The organism is Polaromonas sp. P4_F4 (genome assembly GCF_056401355.1).
The window spans coordinates 89899-109319 of record NZ_JBFUJO010000007.1 but is presented as its reverse complement, the minus strand read 5'-3'; the positions used below and the strand labels follow the sequence as shown (position 1 = coordinate 109319).

The window sequence follows — 19421 nt, the reverse complement described above, 5'->3', positions numbered from 1 at the left end:
TTCCTGACTTAAACGACTCAAAGATCTGACGAAAAATCGCCCTGGGCATGCCGTTCCTCGACAAGGCGCACGAAGGTCGGCACACCACCCCGCAGAACAATCACCAACTCATCCACCACGGCGACCAGCAACAGCACGGCCCCCAGTGCGAAGCTGGACTGTGGAATCCATATCGGCAGCGGCAACAAACCTTGTGCGAGTTCCTTGAACTCCCAGCTCTGGTAAGTGAATCGGACTGCCCAGTAGGCGAGATAGGCCACAGCGCAGGCCGCGACGAACAGGCTGACCAGCTCCAGAGCCCTGCGGGTTGGGGGCTGCACCTGCTCGAGCAGCAAGGTCACTCGCACGAAATCACCATGTTTGAATGCGTGCGCCATGGTAAAAAAAGCCGCTGCGGCGCACAGCCATGAAACGATGTCGTTGACAGCGCCCGTGGTAAATCCGAACTGCCGACCCAGCGACTGAACGACCATCAGGGCACAAATCAGGGCTATGCACACCGCTCCCAGCACTGCAGCCGCTAAATAGATGGAGTCCAGCCAGCGACGAAGCGCGGTAAGAGTATTGGCTGGGCGGTTTGCCGCTGCAGCGCTGCCCAGTGCTTCGGGAACGTACGACATATCTGAGCTCACTTCTTGCTGTAGGCGTCGATGACGAGCTTGCCTTCGTCACCCGCCAGCTTGAGCCAATCAGCCGTCATGCGTTCACCAATGACTTTGAGCTCTTTTTTCAGGCCATCACTGGTGGTGTCAATCTTCATGCCCTTGGCTGCCAGTTCACGCATGTACTCCGCATCTTTTAGCTCGCTGATTTGCCAGCCGCGTTGCTCGGCTATGGCCGCTTGCTGCAACACGGCGCCCTGAGCGGCGGGATCCAGCGCGTCGAAGGCCTTTTGGTTGACCACCACCGCGTTGCGTGGGAGCCAGGCGTTCACATCGTAAAAATACTTGACGCTTTCATAGAGCTTGCTGTCGACCCCGCTGGCGCTGGAAGTCAGGAAGTTGTCCACCCCGCCCGTTGCCAGCGCGGCCGGCAGCTCGGCCAGCTGAATGGTGACAGGCTGGGCCCCCACCGATGTTGCGATCAAGGCTGTTGCCGGGTTGTAAGCCCGCATCTTGGTGCTCTTGAGGTCTTTCATCGAAGCCACTGGCTTGCTGGAGTACAGACCTTGCGGTGGCCACGGCACGGTATAGAGCAACTTGATGCCTTGCGCCGCCAGGGTTTTGACCAGCAGCGTGCGCGATGCGGTATCGAGCCGCCTGGCATCTGCATAGCTGGTGGCCAGGAAAGGAATGGAATCAACACCAAAAACCGGTGCCTCGTTGGAAGCGCCCGACAAGATAAGCTCCCCCACCGGCGTTTGACCAGACTGCACAGCGCGCTTGATCTCGTTGGCCTTGAACAGCGAGGCATTGGCGTGCACGGTGATTTTCAGCTTGCCCGCCGTGGCTTTGTCTATGCCGTCAGCAAACTGCTGCAGGTTCTGCACCTGAAAGGTATTTGCACCGTAACCGGACGGCAAATCCCATTTGGTTTGCGCAAAAGCAGCACCCAGGGTCGTGACGGCAGCAAGAGAAACAAGCAGTTTTTTCATCATCATCTCCAGTCAAAAAATAGTGGGGTCTAAAAAGCAGCCAATTGATGGTTCAGGAAGTCGGTGATCAGCATTGCCCCGGGTGCGTGCGTGATGCAAAACTCGGGGCGCGCCTGCGCAATGGCCGCTTGCGGCGTGACGCCGCAGGCCCAGAAAACGGGAATCTCGTCAGGCAGCACCTCGACGGCATCGCCATAGTCCGGTCTGGCCAGGTCAGCGATGCCAATCCGGGCCGGATCGCCCATGTGCACCGGCGCGCCGTGCACGTCGGGAAATCGCGATGTGATCTGAATGGCGCGAATCGCATCGGCCGCCTTGAAGGGCCGCATGGACACCACCATGGGCCCATGGAATGCGCCTGCGGGCTCGGTGGCGATATTGCTGCGATACATCGCCACATTGCGTTGCTGTTCGATATGGCGCAAGGGCAGGCCTGCTTTCATCAGCGCCTCTTCAAACGAAAAAGAGCAGCCAATGACAAACGTGACCAGGTCTTTGCGCCAGAGCGCGCTGATGTCGGTCGGCTGGTCCACCACCTCGCCGTGCCGCCAGACACGATAGCGTGGCAGATCGGTGCGGATGTCGATGTCTGTGCCCAGCGTCGGCAGTCCGGCCTGGCCCGGCTCCGACACCGCCAGCAGCGGACAAGGCTTGGGATTGCGCTGGCAGTAACGCAGGAAGTCGTTGGCTTCGTCTGCGGGAAGGATCACCACATTGCCCTGCACGTGTTCGCTGGCCAGGCCGCTGGTGTGCGAGGTCCACCGGCCCCGCCGGATGATGCCGCGAACATGCGCGGCATTCTTGATGTCGCCGGCCCCGAAAACCAACAGTGCTGATTCAGACGGTGTACTCACCAGAAAACTCCCCGTTGCGTATGTCATCTTGATGACGATGAGCGAATTGTGTGGGGGTCTTCAGCCTTCAGCAAATTCAAAATTTTTTGCTTACATCATCGATTTTTTCGATATTAAGGGTTTACCTTTAATCGCCTTTTTGGTGCGTTGTTGCGGCCTCCGGCGAAGGCGATGGCCGACTGCACAACGGTTTCCACGGTCCTCGAACTGGGGTCGGTGCGGTAACTTGCATTGATCGGCAAGGACTGCAACCTGGCGTCGCAGGTCAGCAGTTTCAGGCGCGCAAAGCCAGTGAGCCGCTCTACCGCGGCGCGCGGCAGCAAGGCCACCCCGAAGCCGCCCTGCACCAACTGCACCATCGCTGAAATGGAGGAAATGGCGTGCACCTTTTTGGGCTCCATGCGGCGCTGCCTGAACAAGTCAAGCAGCGTGACATGCGGCTGGGAGCCTTTCTGGAAGGTCAACAACTCCATCCCGGCCAGCTCATCGAGTTTGTAAATTCTTTTTTTGTGCAGGTCCGGGTGCCCGACAAACGCCATGTCCATGGATGGCAAGGCCTGGCTTCGCACGCCCTCGGCCGACGCGGGTAACACCGCAAACACGAGGTCCAGCGTGCCACGCTGGATCTGGTCGATCAGGATCGGCGTGGTTTCCACCGTCAGCTCCAGCTCCAGCCCCGGGTGGTCGGCTCGCAGCTTTTCCAGCCAGGGAATCAGCCAGGAGTGCAGCACGGACTCGATGGCGCCAATGCGCATCGACATCGCCATGGCCTGCCCCGACCCCATCTCGGCTTTAACTTCGCGCTGCAGTTCCAGCAACTTCTGCGCATAAACCAGAAAACGAGTACCCGCCACTGTCAGCTTGAACTGCTTGTCACGCCGGTCCAGCAGCAGGATGCCCAGTTCTTCCTCCAGCGTCGCAATGCGGCTGGACATGGCCGATTGGGTGAGGCAGAGCTTTTCAGCCGCCCGCGAGATGCTTTTGAGTGATGCCACCCAATAAAAAGCTTCAACAAAACGCAGGTTCATGGCGCGGCCTTATCAGGGTGGGAGCAATTTTTGGGGTATGTCCGGGGAACTGGCGCGGGATTTGCGTCGTATCCTATGACGACTTAGCAACCAACCTATTGTCCAGGAGCCCCCCATGAAATTCAAACTTGCACTGATTGCCGCCGTACTCAGTGTCGGCGCTACAGCATTCGCCCAGACCAAATGGGATTTGCCGGCGGCCTACCCTGCATCCAACTATCACACCGAAAACCTGGCGCAATTCGCTGCAGACGTTGACAAAGCCAGCGGTGGCAAGCTGAAGATCACGGTGCATGCGAATGCATCGCTTTTCAAAGCCAACGAGATCAAGCGTGCCGTTCAGGGCGGCCAGGCACAGTTGGGCGAGATTTTGCTCGCCAACTTTGAAAATGAAAACCCGATTTATGGCGCGGATGGTCTGCCCTTTCTGGCATCAAGTTATCCGGCCGCCCGCAAGCTGGCCGATGCGCAAAAACCGGCGCTCGACAAACTGCTGGGCACGCAAGGCATGAAGCTGCTCTACACCGTGCCTTGGCCCCCGCAGGGGGTGTATGTCAACAAGGAAATCACCGCCGTCGCCGACATGAAGGGCCTGAAGTGGCGTGCCTACAGCCCCGCCACCAGCAAGATCGCCGAGCTGATCGGCGCGCAGCCCGTAACAGTACAGGCGGCCGAGCTGAGCCAGGCGCTGGCCACCGGCGTGGTCAACAGCTACATGAGCTCCGGTTCGACCGGCTACGACACCAAGACCTACGAGAGCATCAAGTACTGGTATGACGTACAGGCCTGGTTGCCGAAAAATGCCGTCATCGTCAACAAGAAATCGTTTGACTCGCTCGATGCACCTACCCAGGCGGCCGTTCTGAAAGCAGCGGCAGACGCCGAGGTGCGCGGCTGGAAAATCAGCGAAGAGAAAAACGAATTTTACAAAAAGGCGCTGGCTGAAAAAGGCATGAAGATCATGACCCCGTCGCCCAAGCTGGTGGCTGACTTCCGGCAAGTCGGCGGCATCATGAAAGCAGACTGGACCAAACGCGCCGGCGCCGACGGTGAAGCGCTGCTGTCAGCCTACGAGAAATCAACCGCGGTCAAGAAATAAACATGCGCCGGCTGCTTGATGCGCTTTATGACGGCGCGGCCTGGCTGGGTGCCCTCGGCATGATCGGCACGCTGGTCTCCGTGCTGGCCGGTGTGCTGGACCGGCAGTTTGCCTGGTCGCTGCGCGGCACCGACATGTATGCCGGCTACTGCATGGCGGCCAGCGGCTTCCTGGCCTTGGCGCACACCCTCAAAAAAGGCGAGCACATCCGCGTCACGCTGATCCTCAACGCCGTCAGAGGACGAGCCAAGCGGGCGATTGAACTATGGGCGCTTGCAGCAGCGACGGCGCTGGCCATGCTGTTTGCTTACTACAGCGTCAAGCTGTCGATCAACTCCTGGCAGTTCAATGATGTCTCCACCGGCAATGACGCGACGCCGTTGTGGATCCCGCAGCTCACCATGGGCGTCGGGGCCGTGATCCTGATGATTGCCTTTATCGATGAGCTGGTACTGGAAATCATCGGGCGCCGCGTTCAGGCGGGCAGCGACGAAGCCGAAGCCCTGCACTACGAATAGTCAGAAGAACAAACCCCATGTCCGAACTTGCCATTACCTCTTTACTGATTCTTTCGCTGTTCCTCATTCTGGGCTCGGGCGTCTGGATCGGCCTCACACTGTCTGGCGTCGCCTGGATCGGCATGCAGCTATTTTCCTCACGCGCCGCGGGCGATGCCATGGCCGTGACCATCTGGGGTTCTTCATCGAGCTGGACGCTGACGGCCCTGCCGCTTTTCGTGTGGATGGGAGAAATCCTGTTCCGCACCAAGCTCAGTGAAAGCATGTTTAAAGGCCTGGCGCCGTGGGTCAGCCGCCTGCCGGGTGGCCTGCTGCACACCAACGTGATCGGTTGCACCATTTTTGCGGCGGTGTCGGGCTCGTCAGCGGCGACCTGCGCCACCATAGGCAAGATGACATTGCCGGAACTTGCCAAACGCGGCTACCCCGAAGACATCACCATCGGCTCGCTGGCCGGTGCCGGCACGCTGGGCCTGTTGATCCCGCCCTCCATCATCATGATCGTTTACGGCGTCAGCGCCGATGTATCGATTGCCAAACTCTTTATCGCAGGCGTTTTCCCCGGCCTGTTGCTCGCATCGCTGTTTTCGGGCTACCTGATCGTCTGGGCGCTGATGAACAAGGGCAAAATCCCGCCGCCCGACGCGGCCATGACGTTCAGCCAGAAGGTCTACGAATCGCGCCACCTGATTCCTGTGGTGCTGCTTATCAGCGCTGTGCTCGGCTCCATCTACACAGGTATCGCCACGGCGACAGAGGCTGCGGCCATTGGTGTGGTCGGATCCTTGGTGCTGTCGCTCGTGCAACGGTCGATGAGCTGGACCACCTTCAAAGAGTCGCTGCTGGGCGCCACACGCCTGTATTGCATGATTGCGCTGATTCTGGCGGGCGCCGCGTTCCTGACGCTGAGCATGGGCTACATCGGCCTGCCGCGCCACCTGGCCGAGTTTGTATCCAGCCTGGGCCTGAGCCCTTTCCTGCTGATTCTCGCCCTGAGCTTGTTTTACATCATTCTGGGCTGTTTTCTGGACGGCATTTCGATGGTGGTGCTCACCATGGGCGTCATCCTGCCCACGGTGCAGACGGCGGGCCTGGACCTCATCTGGTTCGGGATTTTCATCGTCATCGTGGTGGAGATGGCGCAAATTACCCCGCCCGTCGGATTCAACCTGTTTGTGCTGCAAGGCATGACCAAAAAGGAAATCACCTACATTGCGCGGGTCACGCTGCCATTCTTCTTCCTGATGTGCGGCATGGTGCTGCTGCTGTGGTTTTTCCCGCAGATAGCGACCTGGCTGCCCGGCAAGATGTGATCGCAAATGCTGATGGCCAGGACGGCTGACACCTGAGCACCGGCAAGTGGCTTGTCATCGCCAGGGCTGGGTGAGCCGCGGGTCATCGGTCAGCGCCCAGGTTTTAAGGCCCGTCGCCGCCTCAATCGCCTGTCGGTAGGGCGGCATGTTGGTGCACTCCAGCACCATGGCTTGCAGCGACGGCGCACGCCGCTTCAGCGCCACTGCGGCAGCGACCACATCGGCACCGGCCTGCCGGCTATCCATGGTCTCGCGATTACCCAAAATGGCCGTGGCAAATTCACCCGCAGGGTCCACCCCCTGCACGATCACATCGCCCAGCCGTTCAGGCGGCACACCGGCCGCCAGCAGGTGCTCGGCGCCCAACTGGCTGGCGCTGATGGTGAGCACGCCCACGTGAGGCTGGCCAGCCAGCAACCCGGGCAACTGCAGCAGGCTGGACGTGATCACCGGGACCTGCACGGCCGTCTGGAGTTCGCGCTGCAGCAGCACCAGGAACCCGCAGCTGGTAGTGATGGCCAGCGCACCGTCACGCTGCAAGGCCTGCACCGCATCGAGGAAAGCAGGCAGCAGCCGTGCGGCCCGCAGACTCCTGGCCGACTGAACCACTTTGGCGGGCCAGGCGCCATGCACCACGTGCCGGCGGGTCGGCACGTCAAAGGTATCCGGATGACCGATGTCGCCGGGTGGCCGTGGAAACCGGGTGTCCAGCATCAGGATACCCAGAAATCCTGTATCGCCGGTTGGAGGTTGGGGCCGGGCTGCGCCCGTCATCACCGCTGCGGTTAAAGTCATGCCTGTATTTTCCCGCCAAACCCACCCTTGACCACCACCATGCTGACTGTCATTGCCATCTGTATCGGTGCCTCACTAGGCGCGCTGTCCCGCTGGGGCCTGGCTTTATGGCTGACGCCCGGCGGGCTGATCCCCTGGGGAACGCTGGCCGCCAACCTGATCGGCGGTTGCCTGATCGGCGCCTGCATCGCTATTTTCGAGTCCATGCCCCAACTGGACCCGGTCTGGCGCCTGGGGCTGGTGACCGGATTCCTGGGCGGCCTCACGACGTTTTCCGCATTCTCGGCAGAAGTCGTGATCTACCTGATGGACGCGCGCTACGGCCTGGCCGTGCTCACGGCCGTGCTGCATGTGCTGGGTTCGCTGGTCATGACAACGGTGGGCCTCAAAACAGCTATGTTTTTTATAGCGCACAATACCCGTTGACGTTTAGGTCATGGCATTTTTATTGCCAAACCGGCTCCCTCAGCACGGACGCGCGCCGCGCGCATCCGGCCAGACCTTGCCCCACGGTGGCAGTCAACCAAAGTCTCCACTCGCGCAAACCTGCCAAATTGGCCACAATGCCGCATGGCTTCCATGAGCTCCCCCCATTCTGGCCTGGCACCCGCCGGGCAGGATCGCCTGGCGCACATCAGCCAGGCACGCCAGGCCATTCTTTACGGTGACCGGACACCCGCCGGCACGGCTCTGCCCATCGAAAGCTGGATAGAGCGCTCCTGGCTGCGCTGCCTGGGCAATGGCTACCGACCGGAGCACGAGCCCTCGTTTGACATGGTGTCAGCCCCTGAGCTGCGGCGTACCCTGGAGTCCAACCGAGTGCTGGTGCAGGCAGCGCGGCCAGTGCTCGAGGCGCTGGGCCGTGCCCTTGCCGACACCCGTTACTTCGCCATACTTGCCAACCAGCACGGCGTGGTCGTCGATGTGAACGGCCCGATTGACCGCCGCGACCGGCGTGCCGAGCTGATCACGCGCATCGGCACGGACCTCTCGGAGCATCGGGTCGGCACCACAGCGATCAGCGCGGCGCTGACGGAGCTGCAGCCGGTCTGGCTGCACCGCGGTGAGCACTTTTTCAACATGACCTCGGTGTATAGCTGCGCTGGCGCGCCGCTGTTTGGTCCGGACGGCTGCTGTGTCGGCATGCTGGACCTGACGGGCATCGAAGCGGCCGAGCGGCCGGAACTCAAGCACCTGGTCATCCAGTCGGCACGCAGCATTGAGAACGCACTCACGCTCAGCCTTCCGCATCGCCTGATGATCCGGCTGAATTGGCCGGGCCGCCCACTGGGCGACGACACTGACGGCCTGATGTGCGTGGACGCTGACGGCCGCGTGACGGGCGCCAACCAGATAGCCCGGCAACTGGTGCCGCAGCTGGCCACGGTAATCCCCGTGGGGCTGCATTGCAACGACCTGTTTGCGCTGCCTTATGAAATGCTGTTTGACGCTGCGCGCCAGCAGGCGGCCACCCCCCGCGGCCCCATGGACATCCCGCTCTGGACGGGCCTGCGACTGCACGCCCTGCCCTTGCTGCTGGGCCAGAGCCGCCTCTCAGCGCCGCGGCATCACGCCACCCCAGCCAGCACACCGCGGCCCTTAAAAGAACTCGAAACCGAGCTGATCCGCCAGGCCGTCGATGATGCGCGTGGCAACGTCATGAAGGCGGCCAAAGCGCTGGGCGTGAGCCGCGCCACGGTGTACCGCAGGCTGGGCCCGGGCAGGCGCAGCTAGCCTTTGCTCCAGGCCTGCCGGCTCGGTGGCCTGGGCAGGCTCAGTGCTTGTGCGCAGCGTGAGGCGCCGCCTTGTCGTTGGACTCGCCCGCCGCAGCGCCGGCATTTGGCGCCACGGTACTGACGGGCACCGTCAGCTCGACCTTGCTGTCAACACCCTTCGCATCCTTGAAGCGCAGCGTCAGCGGCATGGTGCTGCCCTTGGGCAGGGGCTGCTTCAGGTCCATCAGCATCACGTGGTAGCCACCCGGCTTGAGTTCCACGGTTTTTCCGGCGGGCAAAACAACAACGGACAGCCGGCGCATTTTCATCACGTCGTTCTCCAGTTTCATTTCATGCACCTCGGCAATACCCGCCAGGGACGAGGAGACACCCACCAGGCGGACTGTTTCCCCGGCCGTGATCTTCATGAAGGCGCCGGTCCCCTGCTGGCCCTCGACGGTGCTGCGGACCCAGGCGTCCTTCACTTCAATGGTCTGCGCCCAGGCCGAGGTGCCAACCCCGCACAGAGCAGAAAGGGCAGCCAGGGCTGCGGCGATTAAAACGTTCAGTTTCATGGGATTCTTTCTAAAAAATTTCTCACCACTGTGCACTGTGCACTGTGCACCACGTGCGTCAGGTGTGCGTCATGTGCACCGATAGGCAATCGGGATGGATCAATTCACTGCTTTGGCAGGCTGTGCGGCAAGCGCCAGCTTGAGCCCCGCCTTGTCAAACTCCAGCGCCTGGCAATGCGTACGGGCCTGGGCGATGGCGCTCTGGGCCGCCGGCGAGGCAAGCTGCTTGCCCAGCGCCTTCTGGTAGCCGGCAATCATTTCACTGCATGCGCCTCTCATCTGCGCAATCATCTCGTCGGAGTCACAGGCCTGGCTTGAGACCGACATCAGCAAGACACCCACAACAACAACTGGGCGAACTCCAGCGAGGGGCCGGAGCAGGGTAAAAACGGGGTTCATGGTGTGACCTTTCTGGCAGCGAGCAGCAAGCTCATTTGGGTGGGAGGATTTCAAGCAGCGCCGCCGGGGTTTTCAGCCCCTTGGTGGAAGTTCCGCTTGCAGGTATTTCGGCCCAATCAGTGCTGCCTTTTTCGCAGCCCTGAAAAATCTTGAACCATAGGGGTCCGCTCTCTTTGGGAACCCGGCCCCTGAGGACAAACTCGTCGTAGTGCGCATCGGGCAATGCGCTGTCTTTGGAGGCCGCCGTCCAGGTCACTTCGGTCACGCCCTCAATGACCATGCCGCCATGGCCGTTGTCATAAGGTGTGGCCAGCTTGCCCAGGCTGGTGGATAGATTCCAGCCTGGCTTGGGCATGGGTTTGGCCCCCTGGAAACCAGCCGGTACGGTGACCCTGATCAGGTTGGTTGCAGACCCCTCGCACCCATGGGACACGAGCATGACGGCTTTGTACATGCTCAGCGCTGTTGTCGTGCGCTCCTGCAAGAGCACATGGGAAAAGGCGGGCATGGCGCCCGTCAAAACCGCGCAGCTTGCCATGATTTTTGCAGCCATTAAAAATTTCATGATGCCCTTTCAATAACCAAAAAAATTCAAAAAATAACCAAAAGTCGATTGCCGTTTGAAGCCCGGTGTCATAAAGCGTACTTCAGCTCAGCCACATAAGTGCGCTGCGGATAGGGGTGAAAGTTCCAGTACCGGTAGTTGTTGAGGTTGTCGATGCCCAGCGCCGCGCTCCACTGTTTGCTGGCCTGCCAGCGTACCCGCACATCCGTGGTGAAGTATTTGCTCGATCCCTGGTAGGCGAAGCCGTTCACGTCTGCATTGTTAAGCGTGGAAAACTGGCTGCCGCTGTAGCGGGCGCCAAAGGTGCCGGTCCAGGCTGGGTCGAACCGGTAACTGACCAGCGCAGTAGCGCGCCACACCGGCACGCGCGGCTGATATTTTCCAATGGTGTCGCCGGGCGTACTCACGAAACCAGCGTTTTCCTTGATGCGCGAGTCAGCGTAGGTCACGCTGCCGTTGAAGTCCAGGCCTTTTTGGAACACGTCGTTGCCGGTGAAAGCCGCCTCCACACCGTTGGTCTTGATGCGTCCGACGTTTTGCACCCGGCTGACATTGAGGTTGGCCGCCGGGTCAAAGGTGGTTTGCGAGTACAGCGAGTCGCGCACACTCTCGGTGAAAAAGGTCAGACGCAGCAAACCATTGCCCAGGTCCTTTTCAGCCGTGAGTTCAGTCGTCCAGGACTTTTCAGGCCGCAGGTTCGGGTCGTTGATGAACTTCGCATTGGTGGTGGAAGTCGCGCCATACAGTTCACTCACGGTCGGAAAGCGCACGGCACGGCCGGTTGAGGCCTTGAATACGGTGTCAGACGCCCACTGGTAAGAAAGCGCAGCTTTCGGAGACACGTAGCTTTCGCTACGCGAGCCGTAGCTGGTATTGGCAGCATTGCCGACGCCAAAGATGGTGAAGCCATTGGAGGCATTCCAGTTCTCGGCCCGCGCGCCCAGCACGGCTTTCCAAAGCGGCGAAAAGGTCCAGGCGTCTTGCGCATATAGGCTGCGGAGTTGGGTTTTGCCAGCCACGTCATTCGCCACCGTTCCCGGACCATCACTGATCCAGTTGCCTGCGATATTGGACTTGAGGATGCGCAGCTTGTAGCTGTCTTGCTGGTAGCCAAAGTCTGCGATGTGCGCGCCCTTGATGCCGTCGAGCCGCCAGATGCCTTTGAACGCCAGGGTGTTCCAGCCGGTACCGTTCTGGTCCTGCAGCGTGCCCGCACCACCGCGCAATGAGCCGGGTTGGGCTGTTGTCGCAGCGCGCTGCTGGTCTTTTTGGTAATCGTAGAGGCTGGCGGCAACTTCCCAGTCAAACACGCCCCGGGTGCTGGACTTGACTGACAAGCCATGCATCAGATGGGTCAGCGCATCGTTGCTGACGCCAAAGTCGCTCGCCGCCAGGGTGTAGCCCTTGCCGTCAATGCTGATGGGGCCGCTGTATACCGGCGTGCCGGCCGCATTGCGCAGGTAGCTTTGCGAGCGGTTTTCAGTGCTGTTTTTCCAGTAGCCCAGCGTGTAACTGGCGCGTACCGTGGGCGAAAAGTCATAGGCCACCTTGAATTTCAGGTGCTCCTGCTCGGTGTCATATTGCGTGGCGCCGCCCAACAACAGCCATGGGGTGTTGGTCCTATCCAGGCCCGGCACAGCGCCGGTGACCGCCACCGCGCCCGCGGCCGGAGCGGCCGTGCTGATCGCCCGCGTCGCAAAGGTCAGCGGCTGGCCGCCGCTGTGGGTGCGGTTGGCATTGATGAACCATGACCAGCCGCCGTTGCGGTTGCCCAGCGAGGCGCTCGCCTGGTTGCCGCTGAAGCGGCTGTCGGTGCCGTAAAGCTTGAAGTTCTGGGTGAAACCGCCGAGTTTGGCATGCGCTTCAAACTGCGTCGGCATGCGTGTGATGTAGTCCACCACCGCGCCGACAGAATTGCCCGGATAAGCCGCAGAAAACGGCCCGTAGAGCACGTCAACCCGCTCGATTTCTTCGGGTGTCACCAGGCCCCAGCGCGGCGCGTAGACGGTGCCATTGCCCAGGTAGTTGGACAGCAGAATGCCGTCGGCATACACCGCCGAACGCGCACTGTTGCCCGTGCCGGAGGCCCGGCTGGACAGCACGGCATGGTTGTAGTCGCCGATGTAGCGCTTGCGCACCAGCAGGCTGGGCAGGTATTTCAGCGCATCTTCGCTGTCGGTGGCGTTGATGGTCTGCTCGATCTGCTCGCGGCTCACGCCTTCAATCGTCGTCGGAATCTGCGTCGGCAATGAGGTCGGCTGGCCCCCGTTGACGGTAACCACGCCCAGGGATCTGACGGGTGCGTCCGCGGAAGCAGCGGACGTCTGCGCGGACGCAATCGGGGGGAACACCGCACCGGCAGCCAGGCTTGCCAATACGGCCGTGGCGACGCCACTGCAGGAAAACGCACCCTGTGCGCAGGAAGATGTCATGGAATCCACACTTTGAAATGAACGGTGACTAGCGCACCGGCCACAAGGTCAGCGCGCAGGAAAGCCTCACAGGAGGCGGTTCAATTCAAAGTGCAGGCGGCCCGCGGCTGAAAGGCAGCCCGGGGATGGCGGCGCCAGCGTCCGCCGGAAAGTCCACAGAGGCAACCTGGTTGCCCGGAAAGCAGGGAATGGCAAAGACCGGTAGCGGCGGCGGCGCCAACCCCATGGAGCCGCACAAGTCGCAGTGCGAGCCGGCCGCCAGCGCGTCGCCCGTGCCGGAATCCGAATGGTCAGCAAGCGCTGTGTTGACACTGCAGGTGCCGCCCAGCTTGCCGGTACGCACTTCTTCGGCCAGCATGGACACCGGCGCCAGCAGCGCGGACAGCACGGCCAGAAAGCTTAAGAAAGCTGCCAGGCGTGCCCACACAGCAAGTGGCGGGCGGGATGATGGGCGGGGTGACACGCCCAAATTATAAGTACGCGCTCGAGTCCATGGGAAGCTTGATTTGCGGATTCGGTTCAGGGAGCGCCGCCGGGTTTACTTCGCCGCATTGGAGAAAAACAGCTGCTCGCCATTGATTTTGTAGCTGGCAATGACCGCCTGCCCCGCTGGCGAAACAATCCAGTCCACAAACTTCTGCGCTTGCGCCACTTTGGTGTGCGGGTGTTTGGCCGGGTTGACCACCATGACGCCATATTGGTTGAAAAGGCGTGTGTCGCCCTCGACCAGCACGGCGAGGTCAGCCCGGTTTTTGAAGGACAGCCAGGTGCCGCGGTCTGCCAGCACATAAGCGCCTCCGCCCGGGGTATTGGCCGCAATATTGAGGGCCGGGCCCATGCCGCAGCCACAGGCCTTGTAGTTGGCGAAGCCCGGTGTTCCCGCCGGGGTCTCGATACCTGCGGTCTTCCAGTAGCGCAGTTCGGCCGCATGGGTGCCGCTCTTGTCGCCGCGCGAGACGACATTGGCATTGGCCGCCTGGAGTTTTTTCAGTGCCAGGGCAATGTCCCTGCCCTTCACCCCGGCCGGGTCGGATGCGGGACCGACGAGGACGAAGTCGTTGTACATCACCGCAAAGCGCTGGATGGCAAAGCCTTCGGCCACCAGCTTTTCTTCGGCCACCTGGTCATGCACAAACAGCACATCGGCATCACCGCGGCGGCCCATGTCGATGGCCTGGCCGGTGCCGACCGCCACCACCTTGACATCCATGCCCGTGGCCTTTTTAAACTCGGGCAGCAGGTGCGCAAACAGCCCCGACTGCTCGGTGGACGTGGTCGACGCCATCACGATGGAGGACGTCTGGGCCATCGAGGCAGTGGCCGCCAGGGCCCAGATAACGCCGGCCGCAACCCTCAGAACCCTCATGGATCTGAACCTCTGCGGCGTCATGCTCAAACCACTCATGCAAGCTCTCCCTTTAAAAAATTCTCAGCCGCCGCAGGAAGGGGTCCGTTGAAAAAAGCAGACGCCGGCAGATCCGCCACCAGGCGCCCCTGCTCCAGATAAATCACGCGGCTGGCCAGGCGCTTGACCTGGCCCAGGTTGTGGCTGCTGAAAATCAGCGTCATCCCGGCATCGGCGAATTCAGCCATCAGGCGTTCCACTTCGCGCTTGGCCGTCGGGTCCAGGCTGGCCGTGGGCTCATCCAGCAGCAGGACCTGCGGCTTCAGGGCCCAGGCCCGTGCCAATGCCACGCGCTGCTGCTGCCCGCCAGACAGGGCCTTGGCATTGCGCCCGGCCAGCTCTGCCAGCCCTACCCGCCCAAGCGCCTGCAGCGCCCGCTCGCGTGCCTGCTTCCAGGGCAGGCCATTGAGCCACAAGCCCAGGGCCACGTTGTTCAGGACGCTGGCGCGCAGCATGTAGGGGCGTTGAAACAGCATGGCCTGGCGTGCCTGCGCATCGTGCTGGAAGCTGCCCGACTGGGGGCCGACGAGCCCATGCAGCGTGCGCAGCAAGGTGCTTTTGCCGCTGCCGTTGGAGCCCACCAGGGCCAGCCGTTCACCCGCCTCGACGCGCAAGGTGCAGGCAGTGAGCGCGCGGACTTTTCCAAACTGCACGCCAACCGAATGCAAATTGAAAAGCGGCTTCATGGCTGCGCACTCCGAGCCGCAAGAACCGATGCGGGAACCGGTGCCAGGTCGGGCAAGCGGTCATCGAGTTGCTCGCGCCAGCGCCGCACCAGCGCAATCAGGATGTTGAGCAGCAGCACCACGCCCAGCAGCAGGATGCCCAGCGCCAGCGCCAGCGGCAGGTCGCCCTTGCTGGTTTCCAGCGCGATCGACGTCGTCATGACGCGGGTGAAACCGTCAATATTGCCGCCCACCACCATCACGGCCCCCACCTCCGAAATGGCACGGCCAAAGGCGGCAATCAGCACCGTCAGCAAGGCATAACGCTCGTCCCACAGCAGGATCAGGCTGCGCATGAAGCGGCGCGCGCCCAGCGACTGGAATTGTTCGCCATGGCTGCGGTCGGCGTCTTCAATGGTCTGGCGCACCAGCGCCGTGACGACCGGCAGCACGAGCACTGCCTGCGCCAGCACCATGGCCTTGAAAGAAAACAGCCAGCCCAGAAAGCCCAGCGGCCCGGTGCGCGAGAGCAGCAGATAGACCACCAGCCCGACCACCACGGAAGGCAGGGCCAGGGCGGTATTGAGCACAGCCAGCACCGCGGCACGGCCCCTGAAGCGCGACACGCCCAGCCAGGCGCCCAGCAGCAGGCCGCTGCTGCAGGCAATGGCGCAGGCACACGCGCTGACGGCCAGCGACCGCAGGACGATGCCGGCCAGTGCGGGATCCAGGGAGGTGATGAGCGAAAGAGCCGTGACGGCGCTGCTGGAAAACGTGTTCATGCCAAAAGTACTGCGCAGACTCTATCGTAGGAACGAAAGCGCGCACGCGCATCGGGAATCACCAGTTATGAATGCGTTTGCATAGGCTGCTGCGCGCCTGCACCGGCCCGCACAGGGGAGGAGCGGCCCGGTCCCCGGCATTTTGGGAGGCCTTGCGCGCCTACCCTGCACGCATAATCAGCACAGAAACCTGCATGCCATGCACAAAGTCGAACTCTCCTATCTGCTGTCCCCCCAGCGGGGTAAAGATGCCCTGATCCGCAACCCGCTGATGGACATGCTCCATGCGGTGCGCGAGGAAGGCTCCATTTCCGGCGCTTCCAGGGCGCTCGACCTGTCTTATCGCCATGTCTGGGGTGCGCTCAAGGGCTGGGAGCAGACGCTGGGACGCTCGCTGATCGTCTGGGACAAGGGCCAGCGCGCGCGCCTGACCGAGTTTGGTGAAAAACTGCTGTGGGCAGAGCGTCAGGCGCAAGCCCGGCTGGCGCCGCAGATCGAAGCCCTGACCAGCGACATTGAACGCGCCTTCTCAACCGCTTTTGACGACAATGCCCACGTCCTGACGCTCTATGCGAGCCACGATGCGGCGCTGTCGGCGCTGCGCGAGCAGGCGGGCTCCCGCGGCCTGCACCTGGACATCCGCTTCATGGGCAGCGTGGACGCGATTGCCGCACTAAACGCCGGGCGCTGCATGATGGCCGGCTTTCACACGCTGGATCAACCCGCCAGCAAGTCGGTGGCGGCGCACACCTACCGCAGCCTGCTCAAGCCCGGCTTGCACAAACTGATCGGATTTGCCCACCGCACCCAGGGCCTGATCGTGGCCAAAAACAACCCGCTGGGCATCACTGGCCTGGCGGATTTGCAACGGGCGGGCCTGCGCTATGTCAACCGCGCCGAGGGCACGGGCACGCGCGTGCTGCTGAACGAACTGCTCGCGCAGGCCGGCATGCACCCCTCCGATATACAGGGCTACGCGAGCCAGGAACCCTCGCACGCCGCCGTAGCGCAGGCCGTTGCCAGCGGCGCCGCGGATGCGGGGCTGGGCATTGAAGCGGCGGCACGCGAACAGGGTCTGGGCTTTGTGCCCCTGACCCAGGAGCGCTATCACCTGGTGTGCCTGAAGTCGGCCCTGCCCGAGCCGCAGGTGCAGGCCCTGGTGAAAGAGCTGCAAAGCCCCGAGTGGCAGGCCACCCTGGACAGGCTGCCGGGCTACCACGGCGATCTGGCCCAGAGCGGCAAGGTGCTGTCCCTGCGTGCCACCCTGCCGTGGTGGAACTACCGCAAGGAAAAAATCAATAAAAAAGAGCCCTGACCCAGTCAATTATTGGGCATAAGGGCATAAAGCTATTATTTTTATAGCGAGCAGGACCTGAATCCGCAAAAGATGTCATCGCGGTCAGGCAGGTAGAAGTTCCGGTATTTCGGGCTTTTCATGCGTGCCCGGGTGGCCATGGAGGCACCACGCAGCACCTTGTGGCTGCCAAACCAGGGCTCGGAATATTCACGATAAGGGTCGGGTGCAAAACCCGGATACGGGCGGAAGGTCGTGCCCATCCACTCCCACACATCACCCCAGCGAAAGCCACGGCGCGCCGCCGTGTGGGCGGCAACTTCCCACTCGACTTCGGCGGGCAGGCGGCGCCCGGCCCAGCGGCACCAGGCGTCAGCCTCCCACCACGTCATGTGCATGGCCGGCTGGTTGCCCAGCATGCGCATGGGCCGGCCAAAGCGGGTCTGCATGACGGCGCCGCTGGCCACGCCGATCTGGTCCACGTAACGCGGGCCCCGGCGGCCTTCGCCGGCCGCCTGGCCTTGCAGCCACTGCCAGCCTTCGGCCTGCCACAGCTCCTGGCGGTCATAGCCGCCGTCGTCCACAAACTCCACAAACTGGGCCCAGGTGACGGGCTGCGCGTCAATTTCAAACTCGGGCACGCTGATCGGGTGGACCGCCTTCTCGTTGTCAAAGGCAAAGCCACTGCCCTGCGCCCCGCCGGCGCTGCCCATCTGCCAGACTGTCGCCGGAATCAGCAGCGGTTCGCGCACCGCCATCGGCGCCGGGGTCAAGGCCTCCTGCAAAGGCCTGTCCAGCGGCAGCCCCAGGGTCTGGGCCGTATAGACAAAAGCTTCGCCATGCATGTCCTCATGGAAGAGGCAGAGGCGGTAAAAATACAGGGCCTCGTCATCCTCTGCCGCCTTGCCCAGCAAATCCAGCGTGCTTTCCAGCGTGTCCAGCAAATACGCACGGCAGCCGCTCATGTCGGGCACATCCAGCGTCCAGCGCGTGTCGTGCGGCACATGGGTGGAATCCCACCAGCGATCGGCGTTCGGCTCGATGGACGCCAGCCGGGGATGGGCGGGCTCACAGCGCGTTCCCAGCGCGCGCTGCATGTTGCGGCCGATCCACCACTCCTGAAACCAGCCCACATGGCCCAGCTCCCACAAGGGGGGATTGATCGTGGCCAGTTGCGGGACGGCGAAATTCACCCCCTCCAGCGCCTTCTGGTACTGGGCAAAGAGGTGCAGCGTATGATTGCGCGCATCCATCAGCGCCAGCGACAGCAGCTCCCGCCCCGCACTGCGTATCAGGGAAGAATCGATCAGGTCTGAGGTGGCCATGGCGGGTGAACTTTCCGGCGAGCCGGATGACGGGTGGGGTATGGAATCTGAAACCAAAACAGTAGTCCTCGTAAGCCCGGCGACGGCCGACGCCAACAACGGCAACTGGCATACCGCGCACCGCTGGGCCCAATTTCTATCGAGTCATTGTGACATCGCATTGACCTCGACGTGGACGTCTCCCCCGCAAGCGCTGGCGGCCCGGAGCCCCGCCCCCCAGGCCATGATCGCCCTGCACGCCCGCCGCTCGGCCCCCTCCATCCAGGCCTGGGCGAAGGCATACCCGGACAAACCACTGATTGTGGTGCTGACCGGCACCGATCTCTACCGCGACATCCATACCGACGCCGATGCACAGCAATCACTGGCGCTTGCGTCCCGGCTGGTGGTGCTGCAGGAAGCCGGCCTGGCCGCGCTGCCCGCCGCATGGCGCGGCAAGGCGCAGGTGGTGTACCAGTCAGCCCCGGCGCTACGGCCTGCCGTCAAGTCCAGTCGCAGCTTCCGTGCGCTGATGGTCGGCCATTTGCGCGAAGAAAAGGATCCCCTGACCTTCATGGAGGCCGCTTGCCGGGACTACCCGCCCGGCATTCATTTTGACCAGATCGGCCTGGCGCTGGCGCCCCGGTTTGAAGAGGCGGCCCGCGCGACCGCGCGGCGCACGCCACGCTACCGCTGGCTGGGTGGCCTGCCGCGCGCGGAAACGCGCCAGCGCATCAAGCGGGCGCATGTGCTGGTGAACTGCTCCCGGATGGAGGGGGGAGCCCACGTCATCCTGGAAGCCGTCCAGTCGGGCACGCCGGTGCTGGCTTCGCGCATCAGCGGCAATATGGGCATGCTGGGGGCCGACTATGCGGGCTACTTTGCACTGGGCGACGACGCACAGCTTGCCGCGCTGGTGCGGCGCTGCGCGCTTGAGCCGGATTTCCTGGCGCTGCTGCAAAAGCAATGCGGGCAGCGCGCGTATCTGTTTGACCCTCGGGAGGAAAAACGCCTTGTCATAAACTTGGTGACTTCTGCCCTGGGGCAGCCCCCTCACACCGCGCCCCGCCAGCCCGCCTGAAAG

Annotated in this window: 21 protein-coding genes; 7 read left to right on the top strand and 14 right to left on the bottom strand. The window is 62.4% G+C overall.

Annotated elements, in window-relative coordinates:
* Positions 1 to 17: 17 nt before the first annotated feature.
* The 4 genes from AC1DUR_RS09930 to AC1DUR_RS09915 all read right to left on the bottom strand — a co-directional run bounded on the left by AC1DUR_RS09930 (position 18) and on the right by AC1DUR_RS09915 (position 3476).
* On the bottom strand, positions 18 to 620 hold the full coding sequence (locus AC1DUR_RS09930; RefSeq protein WP_477718736.1) for a TRAP transporter small permease subunit: 603 nt from the start codon (positions 618 to 620) through the stop codon (positions 18 to 20).
* Between the two features lie 8 nt (positions 621 to 628).
* Positions 629 to 1597, bottom strand: coding sequence for a TRAP transporter substrate-binding protein (locus AC1DUR_RS09925; protein ID WP_477718842.1), 969 nt, complete (start codon positions 1595 to 1597; stop codon positions 629 to 631).
* 26 nt (positions 1598 to 1623) lie between these two features.
* Positions 1624 to 2448: a putative hydro-lyase gene (locus tag AC1DUR_RS09920; protein WP_477718735.1), complete on the bottom strand. Its 825-nt coding sequence runs from the start codon at positions 2446 to 2448 to the stop codon at positions 1624 to 1626.
* 113 nt (positions 2449 to 2561) lie between these two features.
* Positions 2562 to 3476, bottom strand: a complete 915-nt coding sequence (locus AC1DUR_RS09915; RefSeq protein ID WP_477718734.1) for a LysR substrate-binding domain-containing protein — start codon at positions 3474 to 3476, stop codon at positions 2562 to 2564.
* A gap of 115 nt (positions 3477 to 3591) precedes the next feature.
* Here AC1DUR_RS09915 and AC1DUR_RS09910 point away from each other — a divergent pair, with 115 nt between their 5' ends.
* Genes AC1DUR_RS09910 through AC1DUR_RS09900 form a run of 3 tightly spaced genes read left to right on the top strand, consistent with a single transcriptional unit; the run spans position 3592 to position 6406 of the window.
* Positions 3592 to 4575 (top strand): TRAP transporter substrate-binding protein, encoded by a 984-nt coding sequence (locus tag AC1DUR_RS09910; RefSeq protein ID WP_477718733.1) that lies wholly within the window; start codon positions 3592 to 3594, stop codon positions 4573 to 4575.
* A 2-nt stretch (positions 4576 to 4577) separates the two neighbouring features.
* Complete coding sequence (locus tag AC1DUR_RS09905) at positions 4578 to 5093, top strand: TRAP transporter small permease (RefSeq protein ID WP_477718732.1); 516 nt, start codon at positions 4578 to 4580, stop codon at positions 5091 to 5093.
* A gap of 17 nt (positions 5094 to 5110) precedes the next feature.
* A complete protein-coding gene (locus tag AC1DUR_RS09900) occupies positions 5111 to 6406 on the top strand; it encodes a TRAP transporter large permease (RefSeq protein ID WP_477718731.1) in 1296 nt (431 codons plus the stop codon).
* A gap of 54 nt (positions 6407 to 6460) precedes the next feature.
* Here the strand turns inward: AC1DUR_RS09900 and AC1DUR_RS09895 are convergent, their stop codons facing one another.
* The gene (locus tag AC1DUR_RS09895) at positions 6461 to 7201 is read right to left on the bottom strand and encodes an aspartate/glutamate racemase family protein (RefSeq protein ID WP_477718730.1); all 741 of its coding nucleotides are present in this window, start codon (positions 7199 to 7201) and stop codon (positions 6461 to 6463) included.
* A gap of 39 nt (positions 7202 to 7240) precedes the next feature.
* Here AC1DUR_RS09895 and crcB point away from each other — a divergent pair, with 39 nt between their 5' ends.
* Both crcB and AC1DUR_RS09885 read left to right on the top strand, forming a co-directional pair.
* Positions 7241 to 7627, top strand: a complete 387-nt coding sequence (gene crcB / locus AC1DUR_RS09890; protein ID WP_477718729.1) for a fluoride efflux transporter CrcB — start codon at positions 7241 to 7243, stop codon at positions 7625 to 7627.
* A gap of 144 nt (positions 7628 to 7771) precedes the next feature.
* Complete coding sequence (locus AC1DUR_RS09885) at positions 7772 to 8935, top strand: helix-turn-helix domain-containing protein (RefSeq protein WP_477718728.1); 1164 nt, start codon at positions 7772 to 7774, stop codon at positions 8933 to 8935.
* Between the two features lie 40 nt (positions 8936 to 8975).
* Here AC1DUR_RS09885 and AC1DUR_RS09880 read toward each other — a convergent pair whose 3' ends face one another.
* From AC1DUR_RS09880 to AC1DUR_RS09845, 8 genes are all read right to left on the bottom strand, one after another.
* Entirely contained in the window at positions 8976 to 9491 is a 516-nt protein-coding gene (locus tag AC1DUR_RS09880; RefSeq protein ID WP_477718727.1) for a copper chaperone PCu(A)C, read from the bottom strand.
* 99 nt (positions 9492 to 9590) lie between these two features.
* Positions 9591 to 9890 carry a hypothetical protein gene (locus AC1DUR_RS09875; protein ID WP_477718726.1) on the bottom strand — a complete coding sequence of 100 codons (300 nt, stop codon included), beginning with the start codon at positions 9888 to 9890 and terminating at the stop codon, positions 9591 to 9593.
* A gap of 31 nt (positions 9891 to 9921) precedes the next feature.
* The gene (locus AC1DUR_RS09870; protein WP_477718725.1) at positions 9922 to 10455 is read right to left on the bottom strand and encodes a YcnI family copper-binding membrane protein; all 534 of its coding nucleotides are present in this window, start codon (positions 10453 to 10455) and stop codon (positions 9922 to 9924) included.
* A gap of 68 nt (positions 10456 to 10523) precedes the next feature.
* Complete coding sequence (locus AC1DUR_RS09865) at positions 10524 to 12887, bottom strand: TonB-dependent receptor (RefSeq protein ID WP_477718724.1); 2364 nt, start codon at positions 12885 to 12887, stop codon at positions 10524 to 10526.
* 85 nt (positions 12888 to 12972) lie between these two features.
* Entirely contained in the window at positions 12973 to 13314 is a 342-nt protein-coding gene (locus tag AC1DUR_RS09860) for a DUF2946 family protein (protein WP_477718841.1), read from the bottom strand.
* A gap of 111 nt (positions 13315 to 13425) precedes the next feature.
* Positions 13426 to 14253, bottom strand: coding sequence for an ABC transporter substrate-binding protein (locus AC1DUR_RS09855; RefSeq protein WP_477718723.1), 828 nt, complete (start codon positions 14251 to 14253; stop codon positions 13426 to 13428).
* A gap of 35 nt (positions 14254 to 14288) precedes the next feature.
* On the bottom strand, positions 14289 to 14978 hold the full coding sequence (locus AC1DUR_RS09850) for an ABC transporter ATP-binding protein (protein ID WP_477718722.1): 690 nt from the start codon (positions 14976 to 14978) through the stop codon (positions 14289 to 14291).
* Positions 14975 to 15739: an ABC transporter permease gene (locus AC1DUR_RS09845; RefSeq protein WP_477718721.1), complete on the bottom strand. Its 765-nt coding sequence runs from the start codon at positions 15737 to 15739 to the stop codon at positions 14975 to 14977. Before AC1DUR_RS09845 ends, AC1DUR_RS09850 begins: the two co-directional genes overlap by 4 nt.
* 199 nt (positions 15740 to 15938) lie before the next feature.
* Here AC1DUR_RS09845 and AC1DUR_RS09840 point away from each other — a divergent pair, with 199 nt between their 5' ends.
* Entirely contained in the window at positions 15939 to 17054 is a 1116-nt protein-coding gene (locus tag AC1DUR_RS09840; protein ID WP_477718720.1) for a substrate-binding domain-containing protein, read from the top strand.
* 41 nt (positions 17055 to 17095) lie between these two features.
* Here AC1DUR_RS09840 and senA read toward each other — a convergent pair whose 3' ends face one another.
* Positions 17096 to 18358 carry a selenoneine synthase SenA gene (gene senA / locus AC1DUR_RS09835; protein WP_477718719.1) on the bottom strand — a complete coding sequence of 421 codons (1263 nt, stop codon included), beginning with the start codon at positions 18356 to 18358 and terminating at the stop codon, positions 17096 to 17098.
* Between the two features lie 40 nt (positions 18359 to 18398).
* On the opposite strand from senA, the gene senB reads away from it, so the two are divergent.
* The gene (gene senB / locus AC1DUR_RS09830; protein ID WP_477718718.1) at positions 18399 to 19418 is read left to right on the top strand and encodes a selenoneine biosynthesis selenosugar synthase SenB; all 1020 of its coding nucleotides are present in this window, start codon (positions 18399 to 18401) and stop codon (positions 19416 to 19418) included.
* Positions 19419 to 19421: the final 3 nt, after the last annotated feature.

What these genes read in the sequence shown, in the direction of transcription:
- AC1DUR_RS09930 (WP_477718736.1), bottom strand. Translation starts at nt 620, where the DNA reads ATGTCGTACGTTCCCGAAGCACTGGGCAGCGCTGCAGCGGCAAACCGC.
- AC1DUR_RS09925 (WP_477718842.1), bottom strand. Translation starts at nt 1,597, where the DNA reads ATGATGAAAAAACTGCTTGTTTCTCTTGCTGCCGTCACGACCCTGGGT.
- AC1DUR_RS09915 (WP_477718734.1), bottom strand. Translation starts at nt 3,476, where the DNA reads ATGAACCTGCGTTTTGTTGAAGCTTTTTATTGGGTGGCATCACTCAAA.
- AC1DUR_RS09910 (WP_477718733.1), top strand. Translation starts at nt 3,592, where the DNA reads ATGAAATTCAAACTTGCACTGATTGCCGCCGTACTCAGTGTCGGCGCT.
- AC1DUR_RS09905 (WP_477718732.1), top strand. Translation starts at nt 4,578, where the DNA reads ATGCGCCGGCTGCTTGATGCGCTTTATGACGGCGCGGCCTGGCTGGGT.
- AC1DUR_RS09900 (WP_477718731.1), top strand. Translation starts at nt 5,111, where the DNA reads ATGTCCGAACTTGCCATTACCTCTTTACTGATTCTTTCGCTGTTCCTC.
- AC1DUR_RS09895 (WP_477718730.1), bottom strand. Translation starts at nt 7,201, where the DNA reads ATGACTTTAACCGCAGCGGTGATGACGGGCGCAGCCCGGCCCCAACCT.
- crcB (WP_477718729.1), top strand. Translation starts at nt 7,241, where the DNA reads ATGCTGACTGTCATTGCCATCTGTATCGGTGCCTCACTAGGCGCGCTG.
- AC1DUR_RS09885 (WP_477718728.1), top strand. Translation starts at nt 7,772, where the DNA reads ATGGCTTCCATGAGCTCCCCCCATTCTGGCCTGGCACCCGCCGGGCAG.
- AC1DUR_RS09880 (WP_477718727.1), bottom strand. Translation starts at nt 9,491, where the DNA reads ATGAAACTGAACGTTTTAATCGCCGCAGCCCTGGCTGCCCTTTCTGCT.
- AC1DUR_RS09875 (WP_477718726.1), bottom strand. Translation starts at nt 9,890, where the DNA reads ATGAACCCCGTTTTTACCCTGCTCCGGCCCCTCGCTGGAGTTCGCCCA.
- AC1DUR_RS09870 (WP_477718725.1), bottom strand. Translation starts at nt 10,455, where the DNA reads ATGAAATTTTTAATGGCTGCAAAAATCATGGCAAGCTGCGCGGTTTTG.
- AC1DUR_RS09865 (WP_477718724.1), bottom strand. Translation starts at nt 12,887, where the DNA reads ATGACATCTTCCTGCGCACAGGGTGCGTTTTCCTGCAGTGGCGTCGCC.
- AC1DUR_RS09855 (WP_477718723.1), bottom strand. Translation starts at nt 14,253, where the DNA reads ATGAGGGTTCTGAGGGTTGCGGCCGGCGTTATCTGGGCCCTGGCGGCC.
- AC1DUR_RS09850 (WP_477718722.1), bottom strand. Translation starts at nt 14,978, where the DNA reads ATGAAGCCGCTTTTCAATTTGCATTCGGTTGGCGTGCAGTTTGGAAAA.
- AC1DUR_RS09845 (WP_477718721.1), bottom strand. Translation starts at nt 15,739, where the DNA reads ATGAACACGTTTTCCAGCAGCGCCGTCACGGCTCTTTCGCTCATCACC.
- AC1DUR_RS09840 (WP_477718720.1), top strand. Translation starts at nt 15,939, where the DNA reads ATGCACAAAGTCGAACTCTCCTATCTGCTGTCCCCCCAGCGGGGTAAA.
- senA (WP_477718719.1), bottom strand. Translation starts at nt 18,358, where the DNA reads ATGGCCACCTCAGACCTGATCGATTCTTCCCTGATACGCAGTGCGGGG.
- senB (WP_477718718.1), top strand. Translation starts at nt 18,399, where the DNA reads ATGGAATCTGAAACCAAAACAGTAGTCCTCGTAAGCCCGGCGACGGCC.